Raw genomic sequence first — 26,880 nt, 5'->3', positions numbered from 1 at the left:
GTTTCGGTTCAGAAGAAGCTGCGGCGCGCCCACCAGCCGGTGCGCTTCGGCTTCGCGTCGTCGCCGGCGTCCTCGGTGCCGCCGTTCGTCGTGACGAGCGGTTCGAGCAACTCCGGGCGCTTCGGCTCTTCCTCAACCGGCTCCTCGACCTCGTTCGCATCCGTGGCGCTCTCCGGGACGAACTCTTCGGCCGTCGCGGACACCTCCGCTTCCGCGACGACGGGCGCGATGGCCTCCGCCGCAAGATCGTCAGTGGCGGCAGGTTCGTCGTCCACTTCCTCGGCCGGGGTGTGGATCGAGGACGCGATCTCCGGCTCGATCTCGGGCAGGGCTTCGATCACCGCCAAGCCGTCGTCGGACGTCTCGGCGGCAACCGCCGGCTCGTCGCCCTCAGTCGCTTCCGCATCGCCTTCGGCGCGCGAGCGACGCCCGCCGCCGCGACGCCCGCGACGCCGGCGCTTGCGTCCGTCGCCCTGATCGTCCTCGGACGTCTCGGCCGTCTCCTCGGCGGCCGCCTCGCCCGGTTCCGCAGTGGCGGCGACCGCGTCGTCATCCGTTTCGGCGGCTTCCGTGCCTTCCGACGAAGCGTCCTGCTCCGAGCCGTCCGCGCGACGCCCGCCGCGGCGACGGCGGCGGCGACGCCGGCCGCCTTCCTCGGAACGCGCCTCCTCGCCGGCTTCCGCCTCGACCTCGTCGTCGGCCGGCTCAGCCACGAGCGGCTCGGCTTCCAGCTCTTCCGGCATCACCGTCAGCGGGCTGACGGCTTCGGCACGGACGGGGCGAGGAGCGGCCTCGGCACCCTGCTCGATCGCGACGTGCTGGTGCCCATGCGAATCGTCGCCGAGGAAGGCGACGCGCAGGCCGTAGGTCCGCTCGATCTCGTCGATCGATTTGCGCTTCTCGTTCAGGACGTAGAGGGCGGTGCTGGTCGGCACCCGGACCGTGATGTCGTGCGTCGACTGTTTCTGGACGTATTCCTCGATCGTGCGGATGACGTGCAGCCCGAGCGAGGAGTTCGAACGGACGAAACCCATGCCGGAACATGTCGGGCAGACCTGCGTCGTCGATTCCAGCACGCTGGCGCGGATGCGCTGCCGACTCATTTCCAGAAGGCCGAAATGCGAGATGCGGCCGACCTGGATGCGCGCCCGGTCGTCTTTCAGGCAGTCCTTCATCTTCTTCTCGACGGCGCGGTTGTTCCGGCCCTCGTCCATGTCGATGAAGTCGACCACGATGAGGCCGGCGAGATCGCGCAGGCGAAGCTGGCGGGCGATCTCCTCGGCGGCTTCGAGGTTGGTCTGCAGCGCCGTGTCCTCGACCGAATGCTCGCGGGTCGAGCGGCCGGAGTTCACGTCGATCGAAACCAGCGCTTCCGTCTGGTTGATGATGATGTAGCCGCCGGACTTCAGCGTGACGTGCGGCTGCAGCATCCGGTCGAGTTGCGCCTCGATGCCGCCCTTCCCGAAGATCGGGCTCGGCTCGCGATAGGGCTGCACGACCTTCGCCTGGCTCGGCAGCAGCATCCGCATGAAGTCCTTGGCTTCGCGGTAGCCGTTGTCGCCGGAGACGAGGATCTGGTCGATGTCCTTGTTGTAGAGGTCGCGGATCGAGCGCTTGATCAGGCTGCCCTCCTCGTAGACGAGGGCGGGCGCGGAGGAAGCGAGCGTCAGGTTGCGCACCGTCTCCCACAGCCGCATCAGGTACTCGTAGTCGCGTTTCACCTCCGCCTTCGTGCGCATCGCGCCGGCGGTGCGCAGGATGATGCCCATGCCGCGCGGCACTTCGAGGTCCCGCACGACCTCCTTCAGCCGCTTGCGGTCGGCGACGTTGGTGATCTTGCGCGAGATGCCGCCGCCGCGCGCGGTGTTCGGCATCAGGACGGAGTAGCGGCCGGCGAGCGACAGGTAGGTGGTGAGCGCGGCGCCCTTGTTGCCGCGCTCCTCCTTCACGACCTGCACGAGCAGGATCTGGCGGCGCTTGATGACTTCCTGGATCTTGTAGTGCTTGCGCGGCGGCCGGGCAGCGCGGGAGGGCACTTCCTCCATCGCGTCCTCGGAGCCGATCTCCTCGACGACTTCCTCTTCCTCGCTGCCCGGAACATCGTCCTCGGCGCCGTTGCCGCGGCGGCGATGCCGGCCGCGGCGCGAGCGATCGCCGCCGCTCGGGCGGCCCGAACGCGCACGCGGACGATCCTCGCCTTCCGCGGCGGGATCGCCCTGTTCCGAGACGGCCTCTTCCGCGCCGAACATCTCGCCCGTCGCGGCATCCCCATTGGTCTCGAGCGCGACGATCGGCGCTTCGGGGGCGTCGTTCCGTTCGTCGGCGGCCTCCGACGCGGCCGGCTCGTCGCCGACCTGCGCGCGCTCCTCCCCGCCGACCGTCTCCACCGATCCTTCGTCCTCGGACTCGAAGTCCGACGACGATTCGGAATGCTCGTCCGCAGACTCTTCCGCGAAGGCTTCGGAAACGCTCTCGCCGCCCTCGCTGGCTGCCGACAATGCCGCCGGCTCGCGCCGTGCAGCCGGCTCCCGTTCGCGGGAAAGCTTGCGCTCCTCGGCTTCCTCTTCCTCCTTCGCGCGGAGAAGGTCTTCCTCGACCAGCGCCTGACGGTCGGCGATCGGGATCTGGTAGTAGTCCGGATGGATCTCGCTGAAAGCGAGGAAGCCATGGCGGTTGCCGCCGTATTCCACGAAGGCCGCCTGCAGCGACGGCTCCACGCGCGTCACCTTGGCGAGGTAGATGTTGCCCTTGATCTGCTTCTTGTGTTCCGACTCGAAGTCGAATTCCTCGATCCGGTTACCTTTCAGTACGACAACGCGCGTCTCTTCCGGATGAGACGCGTCGATCAGCATTTTGTTGGCCATGAAATTCCAGCTCCGGGACCATCGCCTCGGCCGAGCGTCCGGCCGATGCGGCCGGGATCAGGATCGGGGAAGGCGTGTCCGCATCGGCCGCGTCGGCATGTCGTGGATCCGGTCTGCCGAACGACGCGACGACGGCCCCGGGGAAGGGGACGGTCAAGCTCGCTTGCGATCGGAAGAAGGCTGACGACAAAAGACTGCGACCTGCAACACTCTTAAAAGGCCACTTATGAAAGTGACCGACGAAACGACGCGGCAAAGCCCGATACGGGCGACACGCCGCAAGCAAACCGCCCGCGACAGATCGACGGGCGAGAATAACAGCAAGGACGGCAACGACGGATGGATCACTTCGCGACGCCGCTCGCGAGCGCGTTCGGACGCGCCCGGATCGGTCCGGCGGGCTTGGCGCATCTCTGGCATGCGCCGCCCACCCTTCGCGGAAGGATCGTTTCCGCTCGACTCGGAAGTCTTCCCGGCCTCAATTTCGCTTTTAAGGCGACGCAGGCAGGGAAACAAGCGAAAAGCCTGAAGCCAGTTCGCGCTCGCATACCGGTTCGCAGCGGCGAACGCGCCGACTGTCCTCTCGCGGGAGATCCATGCCGAAATCAGCCATGCGCGCCTGTCTGCGAATGCTGGCGGCGCTCGCTGCCGTCGCGCTGCTGCTGGCCGGAGTTCTTTCGCGAGCGGAGGCCGCGGGCGACCCCGTGCTGACCGGCTTCGAAACGCGCCTCGTGCCGAACGGATTCGAGGCGGATTTCCGGTTCGCCGGCACGCCGCGTTCGCGCATGATGGTGCTGACCGGGCCGAACCGGGTCGCCATCGACTTCTACGACACGGTCTCGGCGGTGAAGGACCTGCGGATCGACGCGAACCGGATGGTGGCCGGTCTGCGGCAGGGGCTCATCTCGAACGACCGGTTCCGGCTCGTCATCGAACTCGCCCGTCCCGGCATCCCCGAATTGGTGACGAAGACCGATGGAGACAAGTCGACCACGACGCTGCGCATCGTCGAGACCGACGCCAGGACGTTCCGCACCAGCGCGTTGAGCATCGGATCGGAGACGCCGGTCGAAACGGGCTCGATCGCCGCACCCGCAGCGGAGCCGAAGAGCTACACCGTCGTGATCGATGCCGGCCACGGGGGCATCGACACGGGCGCGATCGGCAAGCACGGCACGCAGGAGAAGGAGGTGAACCTCAAGTTCGCGCTGGCGCTCCGCGACCGGCTCGCCGCCGACCCGCGCATCCACGTGGTCCTGACGCGCGACGACGACACCTACATACCTCTGGGGGAGCGCTCCGCCATCGCGCAGCGCGCCAAGGCGAACCTCTTCGTCTCCATGCATTCCGACTCGATCCGCTACGCGGCCTTACGCGGCGCGACAGTCTACACGCTGTCGGAGAAGGCGTCCGACTCGCTCGCCCGCGAGATCGCCGACAGCGAGAACTCGGCCGACCGCTTCGTCGATCCGCAATGGCGCGAGGGCGCGCCGGAGGTGTTCGACATCCTCGTCGAGCTGACCCGGCGCGAGACGGGCGATCTGTCGGAGCACTTCGCGGCCGGTCTGGTGCAGGAACTCGGGCGTCACGACATCCGCCTGATCGGCAACCCGAAGCGCTCGGCCGGCTTCCGCGTGCTGACCGCGCCGGACGTGCCGTCGGTGCTCCTCGAACTCGGCTACCTCTCCAACGTCGACGACGAGCAGCTTCTCCTCGACGAAAGCTGGCGGCGCGACTCCGCCGCCGCGATCGCCTCGGCCATCTCCCGCTTCCTCGGCGTCGAGCCGGTCGCGAGCGCCGAGCCGGAGAAGTGACCGCGCGCGGCTGTGGCCGCCGCGCAACAAGCGCCGCAATATCAGACCGTTGCCGTCGCCGCGGGACATGCGTGCGCCGTATTTTCGGGGCATCTGCGCGGCTCACGCACCAGGATCGGGCACGCTCGCGCCGAACGCTCGTCCGCCTGTCCAGCCGGCCGCCCGGTGCGGGCGTTGGGGGTCCTTGATGTTTCGACTGCTCGGTTACCTGTTCAGCATCGCCTGCGTCGGCTTCATCCTCGTCGCCGGCGGCGTGCTGACCCTCCTGCAGGTGATGTCGAAGGACCTGCCGGACTATCAGGTTCTTGCCGACTACCAGCCTGAAGTGACGACGCGTTTTCATGCGGGCGACGGCTCGTTGATGGCCGAATACGCCAAGGAGCGCCGGCTGTTCCTGCCGATCCAGGCGATCCCGGACCTCGTGAAGGAAGCCTACCTCTCGGCCGAGGACAAGAACTTCTACAACCACCCCGGCGTCGACGTGCAGGGCCTCGGCCGCGCCGTGATGGTGCAGTTGAAGGGCGGCCCGATGCAGGGTGGCTCGACGATCACCCAGCAGGTGGCGAAGAACTTCCTCCTTACCAACGAGCGCTCGCTGGAGCGCAAGGTGAAGGAGGCGATCCTCTCCATGCGGATGGAGAAGACCTACTCGAAGGACAAGATCCTCGAACTCTACCTGAACGAGATCTACCTCGGCTTCGGCTCCTACGGCGTCGCCGCCGCCTCGCTCGCCTATTTCGACAAGTCGGTGAACGACCTCGAAGTGCAGGAGGCCGCCTATCTCGCCGCGCTGCCGAAGGCTCCGGAGAACTACAATCCGTTCCGCAACCCGGAGCGCGCGCTGGAGCGCCGCAACTGGGTGATCGACCAGATGCAGACCAACGGCTACATCACGGTGAGCCAAGCGAACGAGGCGCGGGCGAAGCCGCTCGGCATCAATCCGAACCGCTCCGGCACGACCATCGCCGACGCCGAGTACTTCACCGAGGAGGTGCGCCGCGACGTCATCGCCCGCTATGGCATGAAGCAGCTCTACGAGGGCGGCCTGACCGTCCGCACGACGATCGACCCGAAGCTGCAGATCGAGGCGCACAAGGCCCTGCACGACGGCCTCGTCGAATACGATCAGGCGCGCGGCTGGCGGGGGTCCTGGAAGACGATCGACATCGGCGCCGACTGGGGCAAGTCGCTCGGCGAGGTCCCGGCCTTCGCCGACGTGCCGGAATGGAAGCTGGCGGTGGTGCTCGATTCCGATGCGAACAGCGCGCGGGTCGGCATCCAGCCGCCGCGGCTCGTGTCAGGGGCGCTCGGGCCCGACCGCGAGGTCGGCACGATCGCGCTCGCCGACATGAAGTGGGCGCAGCGCATGGTGATCGACGGTAAAGGGCGCTCGGCGCGCGGCGCGGACGGCGTCTTGTCGCGCGGCGACGTCGTGTTCGTCGAGAAGAAGGAGGACGGTTTCGGCTATCGCCTCCGCCAGCCGCCGAAGGTGCAGGGCGCGCTGGTGACGATGGACCCGCATACCGGCCGCGTCCTCGCGATGGTCGGCGGCTTCTCCTACTCGCAGTCGGAGTTCAACCGCGCGACGCAGGCGATGCGCCAGCCGGGCTCGTCCTTCAAGCCGATCGTCTACGCGGCGGCGCTCGACAGCGGCTACACGCCGGCTTCCGTGATCATGGACGCGCCGATCTCGATCCCCGACGGCAACGGCGGCTGGTGGAGCCCGAAGAACTACGGCGACGAAGGCGCCGGCGGTCCCTCGACGCTCCGTCGCGGCATCGAGCAGAGCCGCAATCTGATGACCGTGCGCCTCGCCCGCGACATGGGCATGAAGCTCGTCGCCGAATATGCCGAGCGCTTCGGCGTCTACGACAAGCTGGCGCAGTACCTGCCGATGGCGCTCGGCGCCGGCGAGACCACCGTGATGCGGATGGTCTCGGCCTATTCGGTGATGGCGAACGGCGGCCGTTCCATCGAGCCTTCGCTCATCGACCGCGTGCAGGACCGCTACGGCCGCACGATCTACAAGCACGACAATCGCCAGTGCGCCGCCTGCAACGCCGACACGTGGAGCGATCAGGCCGAGCCGGAACTCGTCGACGAGCGCGAGCAGGTGCTCGATCCGATGACCGCCTACCAGATCACCGCGATGATGGAGGGCGTCGTCCAGCGCGGCACCGCGACTGTGGTGAAGCAGCTCGGTGTCCCGATCGCCGGCAAGACCGGCACCACGAACGACGAGAAGGACGCCTGGTTCATCGGATACACGCCGGACCTCGTGACCGGCCTCTACCTCGGCTACGACAATCCGACGCCGCTCGGCCATGGGCAGACGGGCGGCGGTCTGGCCGCGCCGATCTTCACCGACTTCATGAAGGTCGCGCTCGCCGGCAGGCCGCCGGTCGACTTCAAGGTGCCGGAGGGGATGACACTCGTCTCGATCAACCGCAAGACCGGCATGGCGGCGGAAGGCGAGGGGACGATCACCGAGGCCTTCAAGCCCGGCACCGGACCGGCCGACAGCTATCAGATCATCGGCAACGACAGCGGCGGTGGCCCCGGCGCGCCGCCCGCCGTCATCAGCCAGGAAACGCAGGACGCGATCACGCAAGGGGCCGCCGGGGGCGGCTTGTTCTAGCCGCCGCGCGTGCCTATTAGACGGCCTCCCGCGAACGAATCCGGAGCATTCTCGGCATGCGCGCCGAAATCGAAACCATGGTCGACGAAATCAAGCAGGCCATAAGCCTGCTGAGGAGGCATCTTTGACTGGGATGCCGCGCAGAAACGCCTGAGCGTCCTGAACGCGCAGGTCGAGAATCCGTCCTTCTGGAACGACGCCGAAGAGGCGCAGAAGCTGATGCGCGAGCGTCAGCGGCTGGAAACCTCGATCACCGGCATCCAGGCGCTGGAGCAGGGGCTCCGCGATAACGTCGATCTCATCGGGATGGGCGAGGAGGAGGGCGATGCCTCCGTCGTGACGGAAGCCGAGGAGGCGATCCGCGCGATCAAGGCGGACGTCGACAAGCGCCAGATCGAGACGCTGCTTTCCGGCGAGGCCGACTCGAACGACACCTATCTCGAAGTTCATTCCGGCGCCGGTGGCACCGAGAGCCAGGACTGGGCGTCGATGCTGCTGCGCATGTACATGCGCTGGGCGGAACGCGCGGCGATGAAGGTGGAACTGCTCGAAAGCCATTCCGGTGAGGAAGCCGGGATCAAGTCGGCGACGCTGCTCATCAAGGGGCACAACGCCTACGGGCTGGCGAAGACCGAGTCGGGGGTGCACCGGCTGGTGCGCATCTCGCCCTTCGACAGCCAGGCGAAGCGGCACACTTCCTTCGCTTCGGTCTGGGTCTATCCGGTGGTGGACGATTCGATCGACATCCAGGTCAACGAATCCGATTGCCGCATCGATACCTATCGCGCGTCGGGTGCCGGCGGCCAGCACGTCAACACCACCGACTCGGCGGTGCGCATCACGCATATCCCGACCGGCATCGTCGTCGCCTGCCAGCAGGAACGCTCGCAGCACAAGAACCGCGCTACCGCCTGGGGCATGCTGCGCGCCCGTCTCTACGAGGCGGAACTGCAGAAGCGCGAGGAGGCGGCGAACGCCGAGGCCGCGTCGAAGACCGACATCGGCTGGGGTCACCAGATCCGCTCCTACGTGCTGCAGCCGTACCAGATGGTGAAGGACCTTCGGACCGGCGTGCAGAGCACGTCGCCGCAGAGCGTGCTCGACGGGGACCTCGACGAGTTCATGGAGGCGGCGCTGGCGCACCGTGTCCACGGCGGCGACACGCAGGTCGGCGACATCGACTGAGAGGCGGCGACAGAACTCTGCGGCGGAGGGCTGGCGAGGGATTTTCGTCGTTTGCGAGGCGCTGAACGCAGTCGATGCCGGCGGCATCGGCGAGGCTCAGCAACGTAGCGAATGGCGAAAAGACCCGCCAGACCGACCCTCAAGGGTTCTGTCGCCGCCTCTAAGGCCGGATCAGCCGAGCGCGCTGATCCGGCGACCCGCCTTCAGGAAGCGGGACGGGTCGATCGCTTCGCCGGCGCGGCGCACCTCGTAGTGCAGGTGCGGGCCGGTGCTGCGCCCGGTGGAGCCGACGCGGCCGACGGCAGTGCCGGCCACGACGGCCTGCCCAACTTCGACGGCGATGCTCGACATGTGCGCGTAGCGCGTCGAGAGGCCGTTGCCGTGGTCGATCTCGACCATCTGCCCGTAGCCGGCGTTCTCGCCCGCGAAGACGACCTTGCCGGGAGCGGTCGCCTTCACGGCGGTGCCCGTCTGCTCGACGAAATCGATGCCGGTGTGCATGGCGGCACGGCCGAAGAACGGGTCCTCGCGGACGCCGAAGGTCGAGCTGATCGCGGTCGACGGTACCGGTGCGGCCAGCGGCAGCGCCGCCGACGCGTCGCGCACGGCCTGCAATGAGTCGAGCGCCGCCGCAAGATCGAGGAGACCCGCGTCGAAACGCTGTCCGGGGGGCACCGGGACGAAGGGGCCGCCTTCGCCGCCCGCTGCGTGGACAGGCAACTTCAGGCGGCCGACGCCTTCCGCGCGCAGCACGTCGCCGATGGCGTCCGATTTGGCTTTCGCCCGCGAGGCGAGAAGGTTGAGGCCCTCGATCTGCCCGTTCTCGGCGTCGTCGATCGATTCGCCCACCTGACGCAGGAGGTCGAGCGGAACCGCTTCCATGCCGGGTGCTGCGGCAGCCGATGCCGGCTTGCGCCCCCCGGTAGGGTCCACCAGACGGAAACGCCGCAGCGCTTCCGGCCCTTCGCTGTCCGTGTAGGCGAGCGGCGCGCTTTCGGTGGGCGTCGCGGCCTGCTGTGGATTGGGCTTCGGCACGGGCACGGGCACCGGGGTGTCGATCAGGCCCGCGGCCCGCGCCCGGTCGAGCAGCGGCTGGAGCTTGGCGTAGCGCTGCGAAAGCTGGGCCTGCTGGTCGAGGAGGACGTCGACCTTGCTGGAGACCCGTTCGCGGTCGAGGAAGCCGCGAGTCGTCAGCCGGTCGACCTCCGAGCGCAAGGTGGCGATGCGCAGTTCGTAGCGCGTCGCGAGGTCGGGTTCGCCGTCCTCGGCGAAGGAGTTCCAGTTCCCGCCGGACACGAGCAGCGCCGTCGATCCGACGACGGCGATGGCCGCGCCCGCGGAAAGCAGCCCGATCGTCCGCGCGAGCCACGGCTGGACGGTGAAGTGGCGTACCGTCTCGCCGCGCGCGAAGATGATCGTGTGAGGCGCCTTCCTTCGCCCGAAGATCTGTTGAGACGCTGATGTCATTCGCCAAACCGTTCGACGGAGAACGCATCGACTGCTGTCGGTCAGTTCAGCGATTACACCTCGTTAAGGTTAAGCATTCGTTTCCGCGTCGCAGGACGGTCGCGCCGCCCAGCGTTCAGGCGTTCGCGGAAAGAGCCTTCGCCGCTTCGAGCACCTCCTGCGCATGGCCCGGCACCTTGACCTTCGGCCACGCCTGGACCCGCCGTCCGTCCGCGCCGACGAGGACGGTGGTGCGCTCGACGCCCATGTACTTTCGGCCGTACATGCTCTTCTCGACCCAGACGCCGGCCGCATCGAGCAGGGTCCGCTCCTCGTCCGCAAGCAGCGGCACCGTCAGCGAATGCTTGTCGCGGAACTTCGCGTGGCTCTTGACCGAGTCCGGCGATACGCCGAGCACGCGGACGTCGATCGCTTCGAATTCGGCGGCGAGCCCGGAGAAGGCGACGGCCTCCTGCGTGCAGCCGGACGTATCGTCCTTCGGGTAGAAGAACAGCACGAACGGCTTGCCGGCGAGGCTCGCCGACGTGACCATATCGCCACGGTCGTCGGCAAGCGCGAAGTCCGGGCAAGCTCCGCCTGCGGTAATCATGATTGTGCCTTCCTTTGAACCAACACCGTCCGAACCGCGAGCTAGAGGCTGTTATGGACCGAAGGCAAGGCTTGTGTCGGATCTTGGCCCGCTGAATGCATCGTTTCCTCCATGGACTTATCGGACTCGCCAGCACCGGAGTCACCGGGCTCGCGGTCGTCTGCGCCGCGACGGTGGTGCTGGTCGACAGCGAAGGCGGCCGTAACTTCCTCCGGCAGCAGACGGAAGCGGTGGTCGGCCGCGTGCTCGGCCCCGACTACAGCGCGGATCTCGGCCGCCAATCCGTGACGCTGAAGGATGGCCGGCTCGGCATCCGCTGGGATGCCGTCGAGATCAGGCGTGCGGGCGTGGCGGAACCGCAGGCGAAGGCGCAGTCCATCGCGCTTGGCTTCGATGTCATGCCGCTGTTCGCCGGCCGTCTGCTGGTGCGCTCGCTCGCGGTCTCCGGCGTCGAGATCGACCTGACCGGCGCGCCGGAGGCCGCCGAGGTGGCGGCAACGGCGAAGGGCCTCGCACCGTCCGACCCGGCACCCGCGACGCTTCCGCCCGAAGTCGCGAAGGCGCTGCTCCCCGCTCTGGCGGAGCGGCTGCTGGGCCAGACCGAGCGGCAGCTCGGCGCCCTCGACCGGATCGGCATCGACGCCGTCGCGATCTCGAACCTTCGCCTCATCGCGCCCGTCGCGCCGGGGGGCGGGCCCTTCGTCAGCTATGTCGAGCAGCTCGACCTCGATCTCGGCGACCCGCGCGACATGCGGCTCGACGGAACCGTGCGCGTCGACCGGCTGCGGATGCCGATCCACGCGCGGCTCGATTTCGATCCGAACGCGAAGCGGCTGATCGCCGGACGCTCGACCGTCGGGCCGATCGAGCTGGAACGGCTGCTGCCGCCCGGCATACGCGGCGACCCGAACGACGTCCGGCCGTTCGGCAGCGATTCGGCCGCGACTCTGACCCTCGACGTCGCGTCGCCTTTCGGCAGCGAGCGGCGATCGGCGCGTCTCGGGCTCGCGCTCGATGCCGGCCATCTGCATCAGGGCAGGGGTCACATCGATCTCGAATCCGCCGACCTGTCGCTCGACTATGTCGAAGGCGACGATCGCGTCACGCTCGGCCCGAACCGGTTCCGCGGCAGCGGCTTCGAGGCGAGCTTCGCCGGCGGGCTGACGCCGATCTACGACCGGCCGGATGGAGGCTTCAACGGTTTCGGTCTCGAAGTCGCCAGCACGAAGCTGCGCTCGACCGTCGGGTCGCAGTCGCAAAGCCCGACGGACGGCACGTTCAGCCTGAAAGCTCGAACCGACATCGCCGCACGGCAGGCGAAAGTGACCGAACTCGATCTCCGTGCCGGTGACGGCTCCCTCACGGGCACGGCCAGCTTCGGCTACGGCAGCCCGGACGCGAAGGTACAGCTTTCGCTCGACCTGCGCGACCTGTCGGCCGCTGCGGTCAAGGCGCTGTGGCCGTTCGACATCGCGGTCGCGCCGCGAAAATGGGTGCACGAGAACGTCGGCGATGCCGGGCGGCTGACAGCGGGCACGATCGCCCTGAACGTGACGCGCCAGCGAATGGACGAGGCCTCGCGTCCCGGCAACGGCTACGAGCCGGGCGAACTCGAGATGAACTTCGCGCTGGAAGGACTGGACGTCCGCAGCTTCAGCGAGCTGCCGAGCCTGCGGAACGCTCAAGGAAACGTCGAGACGCATGGCGGCGACACGCTGGTGGCGGTGGCGACCGCCGACGTCGACGGCCTGCCCGACGCGGCGGTGGAGGGCGGGCTGGTGACGTTCTCGCGCGTGCCCGATGCCGCTCCGCCGCGGACGGACCTGAAGATCACCGGTAACATCCGCAGCGGCCTGAAGGACCTCGCTGCGATCGCGGATCGGCCGCCGCTGCGCTCCGTGGTCAGCCTGCCGTTCGAGGCGAAGGACGCCGTCGGTAGCGTGAAGACCGTCGCGGACGTCGATATGGCGCTCGGCAACGACCTGCCGGACGGGCGGGCGCTGAAGAACTGGAAGGTCGCGCTCGATCTCGCCGACGCCGGCTCGCGTGTGCCGCTCGGCGGACACAAGATCGGCGACGTGACGGGGACGGTGACGATCGAGCCGGGAGCGGTCACCGGCGATGTGCATGGCGACGTCGACGGCGCCGGAGGCGCGCTGACGTTCCGCCGCGCGCTCGGCGCGGAACCACCGGAGGGCCGCCGCATGGAGGCGAAGCTGCACGTCGATGCCTCCGATGCGGTGAAGCTCGCGCCGATCCTGAACGACGTCGTCACGGGCCCGATCGAGGCCGACATCGTTCAAGACGCGGACGCGCGCTATCGCGCCGATGTGAACCTTTCGGGAAGCAGCCTGAACCTGCCCTGGCTCGGCTGGCGGAAGGGGAAGGGCGTCGGCGCGAAGCTCGCCTTCACCGTTCGCTCCGACGAGGGTAGGACGGCCGTCGACGATCTCGTCCTGAAGGGCGAGGGCTTCGCGGCCACCGGCTATGCGGAAGCCGACAAGGCGGGACTGAAGACGGCGGAGTTGCACGACGTCTCGCTCAATCCCGGCGACGACGTGAACATGAAGCTGGCGCGTGTCGACAACGGCTTCAGCATCGCGATCAGCGGCGACCGCTTCGATGCGCGGCCGCTCCTCGCCGACATCCGCAACGACATCGGCGCCAAGACCGCGGCGCAGAAGCGCGAGGGCCAGCAGTTCGACGTGTCCGCCAGCTTCGACAAGGTCATCGGCTTCGGCAACGAGGCGATCGCGAACTTCTCGCTGGACTATGCCGGCAGCGGCTCGCGGGTCGCCGCCCTCTCGATCACCGGCAAGGGCCGGAAGGGCGCGCCGTTTTCCATCGACGTCTCGCCGCGCGGCAAGGCGCGCTCGATCGAGATCGCGGCACAGGATGCCGGATCGCTCCTCGACTTCACCGGTGCCTACGCGCACATGGAAGGCGGCAAGCTTTCGCTGTCGCTGCTCGGCACCAGCGACGACGGCTACCAGGGGAAGCTGGAGGCCAAGAACTTCACGCTCGTCGACGAGCCACGGCTGTCGAGCCTCGTCGCGTCGCCGCCGTCGCCGGACTCGAAGAGCCTGTCGCAGGCGGTGGGGAAGGACCTTCAGACGAAGCGCGCGACCTTCGATCACGCATCCGCCGGCATCTCGTTCGGCAAGGACGGCTTGCGCCTGACCGATGGCATCATCCGCGGGCCGATCTTCGGTTCGAGCTTCGCCGGCACGGTCTACGACCCGAAGAACCGCATCGACATCAGCGGCTCCTTCATGCCGGCCTACGGTCTGAACCGCGTCTTCGGCGCGATCCCCGTCGTCGGCCAGATCCTCGGCAACGGGCGCGAAGGCGGCCTCATCGGCATCACCTACAAGCTGAGCGGCAACTATGCCTCGCCGAAGCTGGAGATCAATCCGATCTCCGCCATCGCGCCCGGTATCTTCCGCAACATCTTCGCCTATCGATAGGCGGGGTCAGGCCGGCCGGACCAGCGCGTGCTTCTTGCGGCCGATCGACAGCTTCACGACCCCGTCGGCGAGGAGGTCGCGCGGCCCGACAAGGCGCTTCTCGTCCTCGACCGGCTGATCGTTGAGGCGGATCGCGCCGCCTTTCATATGACGCCGTACCTCGCCGTTCGAGCCGGAAAGGCCGGTCGCGACGAAGAGCGAGAGGATGCCGATGCCGGCCTCGAACTCGGCTGCGGGCACCTCGACGGTCGGCAGCGCGTCGCCGAGCGCGCCCTCCTCGAAGGTCCGCCTCGCCGTCTCGGCGGCGGCATCGGCCGCAGTGCGGCCGTGGACGATCGCCGTCGCCTCGGTCGCAAGGACCTTCTTCGCCTCGTTGATCTCCGAGCCGCCGAGGCTCGCGAGCTTGGCGATCTCGTCCAGCGGCAGCCGGGTGAAGATCTTCAGGAAGCGGCCGACATCGGCGTCCTCGGTATTCCGGAAATACTGCCAGAAGTCGTAGGGGCTGAAGAGATCGCCGTTCAGCCAGACCGCACCGGAAGCGGACTTGCCCATCTTCTCGCCGCTCGACTTGGTGAGGAGCGGCGTCGTCAGCGCGTAGAGCTGCGGCCCGCCCATCCGGTGGCTGAGATCGACGCCGTTGATGATGTTGCCCCACTGGTCGGAGCCGCCCATCTGCAGCACCGTGCCGTAGCGCCGGTTCAGCTCGGTGAAGTCGTAGCCCTGCATGATCATGTAGTTGAATTCGAGGAACGACAGCGACTGCTCGCGGTCGAGCCTGAGCTTCACCGAGTCGAAGGTCAGCATGCGGTTGACCGAGAAGTGCCGGCCGACGTCTCGCAGGAACTCGACGTAGTTCAGCTTCAGTAGCCAGTCGGCGTTGTTGACCATCTGCGCCGGGTTCGAACCCTCGTAGTCGAGAATGTTGCCGAAGACGCGCTTGATGCCGGCGATGTTCGTCTCGATCTGCTCGATCGTCAGCAGCTTGCGCTGGTCGTCGCGGAAGGACGGGTCGCCCACCATCGTGGTGCCGCCGCCCATCAGGCTGATCGCCTTATGGCCGGTTTCCTGCAGCCAGTAGAGCATGGCGAGCGAGATGAGATTGCCGATATGGATCGACGTCGCCGTGGCGTCGTATCCGACATAACCGCAGATCGGGCCATTGGCGGCCAGTGCGTCGAGGCCTTCCGCGTCGGAAATCTGATGGATGAAGCCGCGCTCGTCGAGCGCGCGTAGGAAATCGGACTTGAAGGCGGTCATGCGGGCTGATCCAGATGCGGACACGCTTATCGCGCAGGCTCGGGCAAGGGCATGCGTTTAGCAGCCTGAGGGCGAAATGAAAGGGTTGGCGATGGGCGATGCGGGACCGATTCTCGCGCTCGGCCTGATGAGCGGCACGTCCATGGACGGCATCGATGTTGCGCTCGTCGAAACGGACGGCGGCGACCACGTGTGCCGGATCGCTGCTGAAGGCTTTGCCTACGAGGCGCGGTTCCGCGACCGGCTGGCGAAGGGGCTGGAAACGGCGAAGGCGATCGCCCGGCCCGACGAGCGGCCCGGCGATCTTGCCGAACTGGAGCGCGAACTGACCGACCGGCATACCGAGGCCGTTCGCCGCTTCCTGACGGTGCGCGGCATCGAGCCGGCCACAGTCGGCGTCGTCGGCTTCCACGGCCAGACCGTGCTGCACCGCCCGGAGCAGGCTTTGACCGTTCAACTCGGCGACGGCCATCGCCTCGCCGAGGTTATCGGCATCGACGTGGTCTACGACATGCGCGCCGCCGACATGGAGGCAGGCGGGCAGGGCGCGCCGTTGATACCTGCCTATCACGCCGCCTTGGCGAAGAGCCTGCCGGACGAGCTTCGCGCCTCGCCGGTGGTGTTCGTCAACATCGGCGGGATTTCGAACATCACCTATGTCGACGGAACAAGCGAGCCAATGGCCTTCGACACCGGGCCCGGCAACGCGTTGATCGACCAGTGGGTCGCTCGCGAGGCCGGCATCCCCTTCGACCAGAATGGCGCAGTCGCGGCCGAAGGCGGAATCGTGGATGCCTTGGCCGATCGCTACCTGTCGGCCGACTTCTTCACCAAGCCCGCGCCGAAATCGCTCGACCGATTCGACTTCACGGTGCCGCCACCCGGGGCTGGCTCGCTGGAGGACGTGGCGCGGACGCTCTGTTTCGTCGCGGCGGAGGCGATCCTGAGGGCCGCCGACCACTTGCCGGAGACGCCGAAGCTCTGGATTGTCGGCGGCGGCGGTCGCAAGCATCCCGCCATCATGGCCGACCTGCGACGCGGCGCGGCGAAGCGCGGTGCGAAGGTCGTCGCCGCCGAGGAAGCCGCGCTGGACGGCGATTCCCTTGAAGCCGAGGCCTGGGCCTATCTGGCAGTCCGCTCGCTGCGAGGCCTGCCGCTGACCTGGCCGACGACCACCGGCTGCCGTGTGCCGACAGCCGGCGGCATTCTCGCGAAGGCTGCTACTTCAGCCGCTTAGGCCTGACGTCGACGAGCTCGCCGGCCAAGCGGCGATCGAGATAGTCGGCGCATTCCGCCATCAGGATCTCGGAATGTTCGGCGTAGAAGTGGTTGGCACCCTCGATCGTCTTCTGCGTGATCAGGATGCCCTTCTGCGTCTTCAGCTTGTCGACCAGCGTCTGCACGTCCTTCGGCGGCGCGACGCGGTCCTTGTCGCCGTGGATGATCAGGCCCGAAGACGGGCAGGGCGCGAGGAACGAGAAGTCGTAGGAGTTCGGCTGCGGCGAGATCGACATGAAGCCTTCGATCTCCGGTCGGCGCATCAGGAGCTGCATGCCGATCCACGATCCGAAGGAATAGCCCGCGACCCAGCAATGCTTCGAATCCGGATGAAGGCTCTGTACCCAGTCGAGCGCCGCGGCCGCATCCGAAAGCTCGCCGGCGCCGTGGTCGAACTCGCCCTGGCTGCGCCCGATGCCGCGGAAGTTGAAGCGCAGCGTCGTGAAGCCGCGCTCCACGAACATGTAGAAGAGCTGGTAGACGATCTGGTTGTTCATCGTGCCGCCGAAGCGGGGATGCGGATGCAGCACCATCGCGATCGGGGCATTCTTTTCCTTGCCTGGCTGATAGCGTCCTTCAAGACGGCCGGCGGGACCGTTGAAAATGACCTCGGGCATATGCGATCCTACTGAACCTGCGGAAACGGGCGGCCGCGCCTTGACGGGGACGGAGCGGCTTCGTAGATTTCGTTTAGAATGATTTTAAACTACGGCGCCCACACGTGGCGCTATGTAGTTCAGCGGACAGCGACAGTTCAAGAATTTTGCGCATCGCGCATGAGGAAGGAATAGCGGGCGTCCGATGTTCTCGAGCCGACGGCGCGTTTATCTGGATTACAACGCGACGCATCCGCTCTTGGCGGAGGCGCGAGCGGCGTTGGTCGATTCGCTGGAACTCTACGGCAATCCGTCTTCCGTGCATGACGAGGGGCGGCGCGCCCGTGCCGCGGTGGAGGCGGCGCGCCGCGATGTCGCACGACTCGTCGGCGCTTCGCCCGAGGACGTGGTCTTCACCGGCAGCGCCACCGAAGCCGCCGTCACCTGCCTGACCCCGCGCTGGGTGCGCGACGGCCGGGAGATCGCGGTCGAGGCGCTTGCCGTCTGCGACGCCGACCATCCCGCGACGCGCGAGGGCGGGCAGTTTCCGCCCGAAGCGGTCACCCGCTTGGCGGTGGATGCGAGCGGCATCGTCGATATGCGAGCCTTGGAGCAGTGGCTGGCCGGTCTCGGCGGCCGGACAGGCATGCTCGCGCTAGGCCTTGCGAACGGCGAAACCGGCGTAGTGCAGCCGTTGGACGAAGTCCGAACCGCGTTCGCCGGTCGGGACGTCATTCTGGTTCTCGATGCGGTACAGGCGGCGGGGCGCATGCCCCTCGCCATCGGCGAACTTGGCGCGGATGCGCTGGTCCTTTCCGGCCACAAGATCGGCGCGGCGAAGGGTGTCGGCGCGCTCGTTCTCGGCAGGGAATCGCTGCGGCCGTTCCGGCTGCTTCCCGGTGGCGGGCAGGAGCACGGCATGCGATCCGGCACCGAAGCCGTGCCCTCGATCGTGAGTTTCGGCGCGGCCGCAAGAATCGCCGCAGAGCGAGCCTCGTCCGGCGGCTCGTATTTCCGGGCCTTGCGCGAGCGGATCGTGGAGCGCCTACGGGCGGAAGAGTGCAACTTCACGGTCGTCGGAGAGGTCGCCGCGCGGCTCGACAATACCTTGGCCATCGTCGCCCCGGGCGTGAAGGCCGAAACCGCGCAGATCGCGCTCGATCTCGAAGGTTTCGCGGTGTCGGCCGGTTCGGCCTGCGCGTCGGGCAAGGTCGGCACGAACCATGTGCTGGCAGCGATGGCGGCGGGCGGTCTCGCGGTCGACCCGGCGATGGGGCTCGTGCGGGTGAGCCTCGGGACCGACACGACGGAGGTCGATGCGGATGCCTTCTCGGCGTCTTTCGCGAAGATCGTCCGCCGCGCGCAGGAGAGCATGCGGGCCCGCCGCGCCGCGTGATGCGGCACCATGATCCGGGGGAGGCGAGTCTTAAAACTTGACTCTCCAACACCATATGACGCTTGAGGCACAGCCGACAGCGTGACAGCGAACCGACCGCCGGGCAGATCGTTCGGCGCGTATGGAGTGACGACATGCCAGCAGTTCAAGAAACCATCGATCAGGTCCGCCGGATCGACGTCGACCAGTACAAGTACGGGTTCGAGACGATCATCGAGTCGGACAAGGCCCCGAAAGGCCTGAACGAGGAGATCATCGCCTTCATCTCCGCCAAGAAGAACGAGCCGCAATGGATGCTCGACTGGCGGCTGGAGGCGTTCGCGCGCTGGCAGACGATGGAGAGCCCGGACTGGGCGCGCCTGAACTACCCGCCGGTCGACTATCAGGACCTGCACTACTACGCCGCGCCGAAGTCGATGTCGGGGCCGTCCTCGCTCGCCGAGGTCGATCCGGAAATCCTCGCGACCTACGAGAAGCTCGGTATCCCGCTGAAGGAGCAGGAAATCCTCGCGGGCGTGCGCAAGCCCGACGAGCCGAGCGAGTTCGGCTCGGATGACGATTCCGGCGTTCCCGGCTCGGAAGGCAGCTATGGCGGCCGCGTCGCGGTCGATGCCGTGTTCGATTCGGTGTCCGTCGCGACGACCTTCAAGAAGGAGTTGCAGAAGGCCGGCGTGATCTTCATGCCGATCTCCGAGGCGATCCGCGAGCACCCCGAACTGGTGAAGAAGTATCTCGGCTCCGTCGTGCCAGTGACGGACAACTTCTTCGCGACGCTGAACTCGGCTGTCTTCACCGACGGCTCGTTCGTCTACGTGCCGCCGGGCGTCCGCTGCCCAATGGAGCTGTCGACCTATTTCCGCATCAACGAGCGCAACACCGGCCAGTTCGAGCGCACGCTGATCATCGCCGACAAGGGCTCCTACGTCTCCTATCTCGAAGGCTGCACGGCGCCGCAGCGCGACGAGAACCAGCTTCACGCGGCGGTGGTCGAACTCGTCGCGCTGGAGGACGCCGAGATCAAGTACTCGACGGTCCAGAACTGGTATCCCGGCGATAAGGACGGCAAGGGCGGCATCTACAACTTCGTGACGAAGCGTGGCGACTGCCGCGAGAAGAATGCCAAGATTTCGTGGACGCAAGTCGAGACCGGCTCGGCGATCACCTGGAAGTATCCGTCCTGCATCCTGCGCGGCGACGGATCGCGCGGCGAATTCTACTCGATCGCGGTATCGAACGGCCGCCAGCAGATCGATTCCGGCACGAAGATGATCCACCTCGGCAAGAACACGTCGAGCCGCATCATCTCGAAGGGCATCTCAGCCGGCCATTCGAACAACACCTATCGCGGGCAGGTGACGGCGAACCGCCGCGCCACGAACGCGCGCAACTTCACCAACTGCGACTCGCTGCTGATCGGCGAGGAATGCGGCGCGCACACCGTGCCGTATATCGAGGCGAAGAACTCGACCGCGCAGTTCGAGCACGAGGCGACCACCTCGAAGATTTCCGAGGACCAGCTCTTCTACTGCATGCAGCGCGGCATTCCCGAAGAAGAGGCGGTGGCGCTGATCGTCAACGGCTTCGTCCGCGACGTCATCCAGCAGCTCCCAATGGAGTTCGCCGTCGAAGCGCAGAAGCTGATCAACATCAGCCTGGAAGGCTCGGTCGGTTAACATTTTCACTACGGGCCGGCAGGCCCCGTCGATCACCTCGGAACAATCGAATCAATGCTGGAAATCAAGAACCTTCACGCCCGCGTCGCCGAGACCGGCACCGAAATCCTGCGCGGCGTCGACCTGACGGTGAAAACCGGGGAGGTTGCGGCGATCATGGGGCCGAACGGGTCGGGCAAGTCGACGCTGTCGTACATCCTCGCCGGCCGCGAGGACTACGAGGTGACGGAGGGCGACATTCTCTACAACGGCGAGTCGATCCTCGAGATGGACCCGGCCGAGCGCGCCGCCGCCGGCTTGTTCCTCGCCTTCCAGTATCCGCTGGAGATTCCGGGCGTCGCGACGATGACGTTCCTGAAGGCGGCGCTGAACTCTCAGCGGAAGGCTCGCGGCGAGAGCGAGTTGACGACGCCGGACTTCATGCGCCGGGTGAAGGACAGCGCGGCGAACCTCAAGATCGATGCCGCCATGCTGAAGCGGCCGCTGAACGTCGGCTTCTCCGGCGGCGAGAAGAAACGCGCCGAAATCCTGCAGATGGCGCTGCTGGAGCCGAAGCTCTGCGTGATGGACGAGACGGATTCCGGCCTCGACATCGACGCGCTCCGAATCGTTTCGGAAGGCGTCAACGCGCTCCGCTCGCCGGATCGCGCCTTTCTCGTCATCACTCACTACCAGCGGCTTCTGGAGCACATCGTGCCGGACAGCGTGCACGTGCTCTACAAGGGCCGGATCATCCGCTCCGGCGGCAAGGAACTCGCCCTCCATCTGGAGAGCGAGGGCTACGCCCAGGTCATCGGCGAGGCCGCCTGATGAGCGTCGTTCCCCTGCGCCGCGCGACGCCCGCCGAGGATGCCGTGGTCGCCGCGGCGGAAATCGGTCTTCGCGATGCGGATGATGCGCGACGGAACGCCATCGCCGTCCTGCGCCGCGAGGGCCTGCCGCACCGTCGCGTGGAGGCGTGGCACTATACCGACCTGCGTGCGCTCGCCGGCCGTGAGCCGCGCGGCGGCGCGAATATCCAGGTCGATGACCTGCTGACGCCGCTCCTGCCGAACAGCATCGTCGTCGAACTCTCGCAGGCGTCGAATCCCGGCGTCGCGGGCCTGCGCGTCGAGAAGTCGAGCGAAGCGCCCGATTGGCGCCGGCCGGTGAACCATCTCGACCGCGAGGTGGACACGGTGCGTCTGCTGGCCGCCGCCTTCGGCGCTCCGGCGGCTCGCATCGTGGTCGAAGCCGGCACGGCCTTGGAACGGCCGGTCGAACTCCGCTCGGCGACGACGGAGCATGGCGAGCGGTCGTTCGTCATTTGCAAGATTGAGGCCGGCGCGAGCGCGACGATCGTGGAGCGTCTCGGGACGGGCAGTGCGCAGGCCCTGTCCGCCGTCGTCTCGAACCTCGTTCTCGGCGACGGTGCCGAGGTGCTGTGGATTGTCGATCAGGCGCGCGGCGCTGGCGAGACGCATCTCGGCCAACTCAACGTCTCGCTCGGCAAGGACGCGAAGTTCCGCATGTTCGTACTGAACACCGGTGGCGCGCTGGTGCGGCAGGAAGTGCATACGGTGACGGAAGGCGAGGGGGCGGAGATCACGATCCGCGGCGTCAACCTCATCGAGGACGGGCAGCACATCGACGTCACCACGACGCTGAATCACGTCGCCCCGCACACGACCGCGACGGAGGTTTTCCGTAACGTCGTGCTCGGCGGCCACGGCGTGTTCCAAGGCATGATTCGTGTTGCGAAGGGCGCGCAGAAGACCGACGCCAAGCTCGCATGCAACACGCTGCTCCTCTCCGACGACGGCGACTTCTCGGCGAAGCCCGAACTCGAGATCTTCGCCGACGATGTTCTGTGCGGCCACGGCGCGACGGTCAGCGAGATCGACGGCAACCACCTGTTCTACCTGATGTCCCGCGGCATCCCGAAGGCGCAGGCGCGTGCGCTGCTGGTCCGGGCCTTCGTCGACGAGGTCGTCGAGGAACTCGAAGACGAAGCCATCGTCGCGGCGCTGGAAGCCCGCATCGACGCCTGGCTCGAACGGGACCGCTGAGGCGCGGCGATCATCGTCCGCGCCGAAGGGAGACTGCCAATGACCATCCAGACGCCGATCCGCGAAGCCGGGACCTACGACGTCGAGGCCGTGCGCCGCGATTTCCCGATCCTGTCGATGCATGTCTACGGCAAGCCGCTCGTCTATCTCGACAACGGCGCGTCGGCGCAGAAGCCGCAGGCCGTGCTGGACGCGATCCAAGAGACCTACGCCGCCGGCTACGCCAACGTGCATCGCGGGCTGCACTACCTCTCGAACAAGGCGACCGAAGCCTACGAGGCGGCGCGCGAGACCGTGCGCGACTTCCTGAACGCACCGAGCGCCGAGGAGATCGTCTTCACCTCCTCGGCGACTGAGTCGATCAACCTCGTCGCCTACTCCTACGGGTTGGCCGAACTCGGCGAGGGCGACGAGATCGTCCTGACGCAGGCCGAGCACCATTCCAACATCGTGCCCTGGCACTTCGTCCGCGAGCGCAATGGCGCGAAGCTGGTCTTCGTGCCGGTCGAGGACGACGGCTCGATCCCGCTCGAAGCCTTCGAGCGCGCGATCACGCCGCGCACGAAGATGATCGCGATTACCCACATGTCGAACGTGCTCGGCACGGTGACGCCGGTGAAAGAGGTCGCGGCGCTGGCGCGGGCTCGCGGCATCCCGATCCTCGTCGACGGCAGCCAGGGCGCAGTGCACCTGCCGGTCGACGTGCAGGACGTCGGCGTCGACTTCTACGTCGTCACCGGCCACAAGCTCTACGGTCCGACCGGCATCGGCGTGCTCTACGGCCGCCGCGAGATGCTGGAACGCATGCGCCCGTTCAACGGCGGCGGCGAGATGATCATCGAGGTCGGCGAAGACGCGATCACCTACAGCCCGCCGCCGCACCGCTTCGAGGCAGGCACACCGCAGATCGTGCAGGCGATCGGGCTCGGCGCGGCGCTGCGCTACATGCAAGGCGTCGGGCGCGAGGCGATCCTCCGCCACGAGGAAGGCTTGCGCGACTACGCGCACGAGCGCCTCAAGGCGATCAACTCGCTGCGCATCTACGGCGAGGCGCCGGGGAAGGGCGCGATCGTTTCCTTCGATCTCGAAGGTATTCATGCGCACGACGTGGCGATGGTGATCGACCGCGAGGGCGTCGCGATCCGGGCGGGAACGCACTGCGCGCAGCCGCTCTTGAAGCGCTTCGGCGCAACGTCCACCTGTCGCGCATCGTTCGGTATGTATAATACGACCGGCGAGATCGATGCGCTCGCCGACGCGTTGGAGAAGGCGAGGCGTTTCTTCGCCTGAAGGAAGTGCGATGACCGAAGACGTCGATACGAGGCTCGTTGCGGAGCCGGCGGCTGCGGACGACACCGCGGCGGCGAACGTCGCGATGGCGCAGGGCGGCACCAAAGCCTCCTCGATCCCGGCGGACGAGCTGCAGCGGCTGACCGACGACATCGTCGCGGCGCTGAAGACCGTCTACGACCCGGAAATCCCGGCCGATATCTACGAGCTCGGACTGATCTACAAGATCGACATCGAGGACGACCGCAGCGTCCATATCGAGATGACGCTCACCGCGCCGGGCTGTCCGGTCGCCGGCGAGATGCCGGGCTGGGTGGAGAACGCGCTTCTCTCCGTGCAGGGCGTCAGCCATGCCAGCGTCGATCTCGTGTTCGATCCGCCGTGGACGCCGGACCGGATGAGCGAAGAGGCGCAGGTCGCCGTCGGCTGGTTCTGACTTCTGATGCCGCGCGTTTCCGGCATTCTGGAAACCTGCCTCTATGTCGCCGACATGGCGCGGGCGCACGCCTTCTACGCCGACGTCATCGGTCTCGAACACATCCATGCGGACGGCGATCGGATTTCGGTCTACGAGGTGCGGCCGGAACAGGTGCTGATCCTATTCCTTCAGGGTGGTACCTTGGCGCCGGTCGAAACCCCCGGCGGCTCCATCCCGCCGCATGACGGGTCGGGGCCGACGCATATGGCGTTCCTGGTGGATGGAGACGACATCGCCGGTTGGCGAGCGCATCTCGAAGCGAAGGGTGTTGGGATCGAGAGCGAGGTCGCATGGCCGAAAGGCGGTCGAAGCCTCTACTTCCGCGATCCCGACGAGCATGTGCTGGAGCTCGCGACGCCGCCGCTCTGGTCGCGCTTGCGCTGAGCGCGGCAAAGGACCAATTTAGGACGCTGAGTTCGAGGACCGATCGATGGGCCGTTTTTCGGTGATGAGTTTGACGGATGCGGCTGCTGCCCGCGTCAACGAGATCGTCGCCTCGCGCGGCGGGGACTCGCTCGGCGTCCGCGTCGGCGTCAAGAAGGGCGGCTGCGCCGGCATGGAATATACGATCGACCTCGCGAGCGAGGCGAAGGCCGGCGAGGACGTGGTGGAGCGCGACGGCGCCAAGGTCTTCGTCGCGCCGGAGGCGGTGCTTTTCCTGCTCGGCACTCAGATGGATTTCGAGGTGACGAAGCTGCGCACCGGCTTCACCTTCCGCAACCCGAACCAGACGTCGGCTTGCGGCTGCGGCGAGTCGGTCGAGTTGAAGAAGGCCGACCTCGCGGCGCTGACGGCGGCCCAATCCGCCGCCTGACGTGCGGCGCGTGGACGAGGATCTGATCCGGGACCTGTTCACGTCCGAAGGTCCGGTTTCCATTCGTCGCATGTTCGGTGGCCACGGCATCTATCTCGACGGCATGATAGTCGCCGTCGATCTGCGCGGGGACATCCTGCTGAAGGCCGATGCCGAAACGCTGCCGCTGTTCGAAGCTGCCGGAGGTCGGCGGTGGACCTACCAGCGTGAGGGTCGCGCTTCGGTCGCGATGCCCTATTGCTTCCTGCCGTCCGAAGCGCTCGACGATCCCGATCTCATGGCGATTTGGGCGAGGCGAGCGCGGGAGGCCGCGTTGCGGGCTGCGACCAAGCCGAAGAAGCGGAAGGCTAGAGGCCGGTCCCGATCAGCATGAAGGCCGGCACGTCGTCGCCGAAACCGAGCGGCGATGGCTCGTCGTGGTGACGCTGCTGGCCTCGGCCGGAGCGCGCATGCGCGTCGTGACTGCGGGCGGAGGGTGCCGCCCGCCGCGACGGAACGGTGGCCGGCGCAGCGCTCGGCACTGCATCCGCCTCTTCCGTCTCGATCGGCCGCGCCTCGTGCCGGTTTGCGCCGCGACCTTCACCGCGCCCCGAATGGCGCCGCTCGCCGCCGCGGCCGGAACCGCCCCGTCGCGACCCGCCGCCACTGCGGCGACCGTGTCGGTCGGAGCGGTCCTCGCTCGACGGATCGGGCGTGGGAAGCTGCTCGACCGTCGTGCCGTCGAGCCATTCGAGATCGTTGCCGAGCATCTTCTGGATGGCGTCGAGGTACTTGCCGTCGGCGCGCGACACCAGCGTGAAGGCCTTGCCGGACCGGCCGGCGCGGCCCGTGCGGCCGATGCGGTGCACGTAGTCTTCCGAATGGATCGGAACGTCGAAGTTGAAGACGTGGCTGACGGCCGGGATGTCGAGCCCGCGCGCCGCGACGTCGGACGCCACGAGAAGCTGGATCTTGTTCTCGCGGAAATTGTGCAGCATCGCGGTCCGCGACGGCTGGTCCATGTCACCGTGCAACGCGCCGACCGAGAAGCCGTGCCGCGAAAGCGAGCGGAACAGCGACGCTACGTCGATCTTCCGGTTGCAGAAGATGATGGCGTTGGTGATGTCGCTCTCGGCGCGGATGAGCCGGCGGAGCGTCTCGCGCTTCTCCCAGTCCTCCTTATGCGTCGCGACCAGCCGCTGCTCCACCGTCTGCGCGGCGGAGGAAGCGCGGGCGACTTCGACGCGGACAGGGTTCTGCAGGAATTGCTCGGTCAGCCGCGTGATTTCCGGCGGCATGGTCGCCGAGAAGAACAGCGTCTGCCGGGTGAAGGGCAGCATCTTGCAGATGCGCTCGATGTCCGGAATGAAACCCATGTCGAGCATGCGGTCGGCTTCGTCGATCACCAGAATTTCGACGCCGGTCATCAAGAGCTTGCCGCGCTCGAAATGGTCGAGTAGCCGCCCCGGCGTCGCGATCAGCACGTCGGCGCCGCGGTCGATCTTCCTGTCCTGATCCCCGAAGGACATGCCGCCGATGAGCAGGGCGACGTTCAGCTTCTGGTCGAGACCGTATTTGGTGAAGCTTTCGGCGACCTGCGCCGCCAGTTCACGCGTCGGCTCCAGGATGAGCGAGCGCGGCATCCGCGCCCGGGCGCGGCCCTGTTCGAGCAGCGTCAGCATCGGCAGCACGAAGCCGGCGGTCTTGCCCGTGCCGGTCTGCGCGATGCCGAGCACGTCCCGCCGCTGCAGCGCATGCGGGATAGCCTGTTCCTGAATCGGGGTCGGGGTGGTGTAACCTGTCGCTTCTACGGCCGACAGAACCTTGGCGCTGAGGCCGAGTTCGCTGAAGAGCATTGCGCTGCGTGGATCCCACGAGTGACGGAGGGAAAGGCGCTGAGCCTCCGACTGGCCGCATCTAAGGCGGGCAGTAAGCGCAAGGCCAAATCAAGTCAACGCTTTACGGCAAGATGGGGCGCGTATTGCCGGCAAACAAGCGGGTATCGTGAACGATGTCGCACCAGCGACACCGTTCGCGGAGCATTTTC

At 67.1% G+C, this 26,880-nt stretch carries 20 protein-coding genes; 14 read left to right on the top strand and 6 right to left on the bottom strand.

All coding sequences use genetic code 11. The features are described 5' to 3' along the window. Window positions 1-8: 8 nt before the first annotated feature. On the bottom strand, window positions 9-2,864 hold the full coding sequence (locus F6X38_RS03060; protein WP_150968080.1) for an Rne/Rng family ribonuclease: 2,856 nt from the start codon (window positions 2,862-2,864) through the stop codon (window positions 9-11). A 596-nt stretch (window positions 2,865-3,460) separates the two neighbouring features. Between F6X38_RS03060 and F6X38_RS03055 the strand changes: the two genes are divergently transcribed. The 3 genes from F6X38_RS03055 to prfB all read left to right on the top strand — a co-directional run bounded on the left by F6X38_RS03055 (window position 3,461) and on the right by prfB (window position 8,501). Further along, a complete protein-coding gene (locus tag F6X38_RS03055) occupies window positions 3,461-4,678 on the top strand; it encodes an N-acetylmuramoyl-L-alanine amidase (RefSeq protein WP_246191168.1) in 1,218 nt (405 codons plus the stop codon). Window positions 4,679-4,865: 187 nt separating this feature from the next. Further along, a complete protein-coding gene (locus F6X38_RS03050) occupies window positions 4,866-7,316 on the top strand; it encodes a penicillin-binding protein 1A (RefSeq protein WP_150968079.1) in 2,451 nt (816 codons plus the stop codon). Between the two features lie 56 nt (window positions 7,317-7,372). Beyond that, window positions 7,373-8,501, top strand: a protein-coding gene (gene prfB / locus F6X38_RS03045; RefSeq protein WP_150968078.1) for a peptide chain release factor 2 whose coding sequence is annotated in 2 segments (ribosomal slippage) — window positions 7,373-7,441 and window positions 7,443-8,501 — 1,128 coding nt in all. Because the reading frame shifts where the segments join, the coding sequence is not laid out codon by codon here. A 171-nt stretch (window positions 8,502-8,672) separates the two neighbouring features. Here the strand turns inward: prfB and F6X38_RS03040 are convergent. Continuing rightward, window positions 8,673-9,968 carry a M23 family metallopeptidase gene (locus tag F6X38_RS03040; RefSeq protein ID WP_150968077.1) on the bottom strand — a complete coding sequence of 432 codons (1,296 nt, stop codon included), beginning with the start codon at window positions 9,966-9,968 and terminating at the stop codon, window positions 8,673-8,675. A 115-nt stretch (window positions 9,969-10,083) separates the two neighbouring features. Beyond that, on the bottom strand, window positions 10,084-10,557 hold the full coding sequence (locus F6X38_RS03035) for a peroxiredoxin (RefSeq protein ID WP_150968076.1): 474 nt from the start codon (window positions 10,555-10,557) through the stop codon (window positions 10,084-10,086). A gap of 95 nt (window positions 10,558-10,652) precedes the next feature. Between F6X38_RS03035 and F6X38_RS03030 the strand changes: the two genes are divergently transcribed. After that, complete coding sequence (locus tag F6X38_RS03030) at window positions 10,653-14,024, top strand: AsmA-like C-terminal region-containing protein (protein ID WP_150968075.1); 3,372 nt, start codon at window positions 10,653-10,655, stop codon at window positions 14,022-14,024. Window positions 14,025-14,030: 6 nt separating this feature from the next. Here the strand turns inward: F6X38_RS03030 and tyrS are convergent, their stop codons facing one another. Next, window positions 14,031-15,281 (bottom strand): tyrosine--tRNA ligase, encoded by a 1,251-nt coding sequence (gene tyrS, locus F6X38_RS03025; protein ID WP_150968074.1) that lies wholly within the window; start codon window positions 15,279-15,281, stop codon window positions 14,031-14,033. A gap of 91 nt (window positions 15,282-15,372) precedes the next feature. Here tyrS and F6X38_RS03020 point away from each other — a divergent pair, with 91 nt between their 5' ends. After that, window positions 15,373-16,518, top strand: a complete 1,146-nt coding sequence (locus F6X38_RS03020; RefSeq protein ID WP_150968073.1) for an anhydro-N-acetylmuramic acid kinase — start codon at window positions 15,373-15,375, stop codon at window positions 16,516-16,518. Here F6X38_RS03020 and F6X38_RS03015 read toward each other — a convergent pair. Continuing rightward, on the bottom strand, window positions 16,502-17,176 hold the full coding sequence (locus F6X38_RS03015) for an alpha/beta hydrolase (RefSeq protein ID WP_150968072.1): 675 nt from the start codon (window positions 17,174-17,176) through the stop codon (window positions 16,502-16,504). The two genes, F6X38_RS03020 and F6X38_RS03015, sit on opposite strands and share 17 nt — an antisense overlap. Window positions 17,177-17,360: 184 nt before the next feature. Here F6X38_RS03015 and F6X38_RS03010 point away from each other — a divergent pair, with 184 nt between their 5' ends. The 9 genes from F6X38_RS03010 to F6X38_RS02970 all read left to right on the top strand — a co-directional run bounded on the left by F6X38_RS03010 (window position 17,361) and on the right by F6X38_RS02970 (window position 25,227). Continuing rightward, the gene (locus tag F6X38_RS03010; protein ID WP_150968071.1) at window positions 17,361-18,551 is read left to right on the top strand and encodes a cysteine desulfurase family protein; all 1,191 of its coding nucleotides are present in this window, start codon (window positions 17,361-17,363) and stop codon (window positions 18,549-18,551) included. 134 nt (window positions 18,552-18,685) lie between these two features. Continuing rightward, complete coding sequence (sufB, locus tag F6X38_RS03005; protein ID WP_150968070.1) at window positions 18,686-20,224, top strand: Fe-S cluster assembly protein SufB; 1,539 nt, start codon at window positions 18,686-18,688, stop codon at window positions 20,222-20,224. A gap of 54 nt (window positions 20,225-20,278) precedes the next feature. Next, window positions 20,279-21,034: a Fe-S cluster assembly ATPase SufC gene (sufC, locus tag F6X38_RS03000; protein WP_150968069.1), complete on the top strand. Its 756-nt coding sequence runs from the start codon at window positions 20,279-20,281 to the stop codon at window positions 21,032-21,034. Next, the gene (gene sufD, locus F6X38_RS02995; RefSeq protein ID WP_150968068.1) at window positions 21,034-22,272 is read left to right on the top strand and encodes a Fe-S cluster assembly protein SufD; all 1,239 of its coding nucleotides are present in this window, start codon (window positions 21,034-21,036) and stop codon (window positions 22,270-22,272) included. The genes sufC and sufD overlap by 1 nt, the downstream gene beginning before the upstream one ends. A 39-nt stretch (window positions 22,273-22,311) precedes the next feature. After that, a complete protein-coding gene (locus F6X38_RS02990) occupies window positions 22,312-23,562 on the top strand; it encodes a cysteine desulfurase (protein WP_150968067.1) in 1,251 nt (416 codons plus the stop codon). A gap of 85 nt (window positions 23,563-23,647) precedes the next feature. Next, window positions 23,648-23,998, top strand: coding sequence for an SUF system Fe-S cluster assembly protein (locus tag F6X38_RS02985; RefSeq protein ID WP_150968349.1), 351 nt, complete (start codon window positions 23,648-23,650; stop codon window positions 23,996-23,998). A gap of 6 nt (window positions 23,999-24,004) precedes the next feature. Next, window positions 24,005-24,424, top strand: coding sequence for a VOC family protein (locus tag F6X38_RS02980; RefSeq protein ID WP_150968066.1), 420 nt, complete (start codon window positions 24,005-24,007; stop codon window positions 24,422-24,424). A gap of 46 nt (window positions 24,425-24,470) precedes the next feature. Then, complete coding sequence (gene sufA, locus F6X38_RS02975) at window positions 24,471-24,854, top strand: Fe-S cluster assembly scaffold SufA (protein ID WP_150968065.1); 384 nt, start codon at window positions 24,471-24,473, stop codon at window positions 24,852-24,854. Between the two features lie 10 nt (window positions 24,855-24,864). After that, window positions 24,865-25,227 carry a TfoX/Sxy family protein gene (locus F6X38_RS02970; protein WP_150968064.1) on the top strand — a complete coding sequence of 121 codons (363 nt, stop codon included), beginning with the start codon at window positions 24,865-24,867 and terminating at the stop codon, window positions 25,225-25,227. On the opposite strand, the gene F6X38_RS02965 is transcribed toward F6X38_RS02970, so the two are convergent. Then, window positions 25,202-26,689 carry a DEAD/DEAH box helicase gene (locus F6X38_RS02965; RefSeq protein WP_150968063.1) on the bottom strand — a complete coding sequence of 496 codons (1,488 nt, stop codon included), beginning with the start codon at window positions 26,687-26,689 and terminating at the stop codon, window positions 25,202-25,204. The genes F6X38_RS02970 and F6X38_RS02965 overlap by 26 nt on opposite strands. Between the last annotated feature and the right edge of the window lie 191 nt (window positions 26,690-26,880).

It is taken from the genome of Plantimonas leprariae (assembly GCF_008802405.1).
Taxonomy (GTDB): Bacteria; Pseudomonadota; Alphaproteobacteria; order Rhizobiales; family Rhizobiaceae; genus Plantimonas; species Plantimonas leprariae.
Note: the sequence above shows the minus strand (reverse complement) of the source record. Positions and strands in the feature narration are given on the sequence as shown.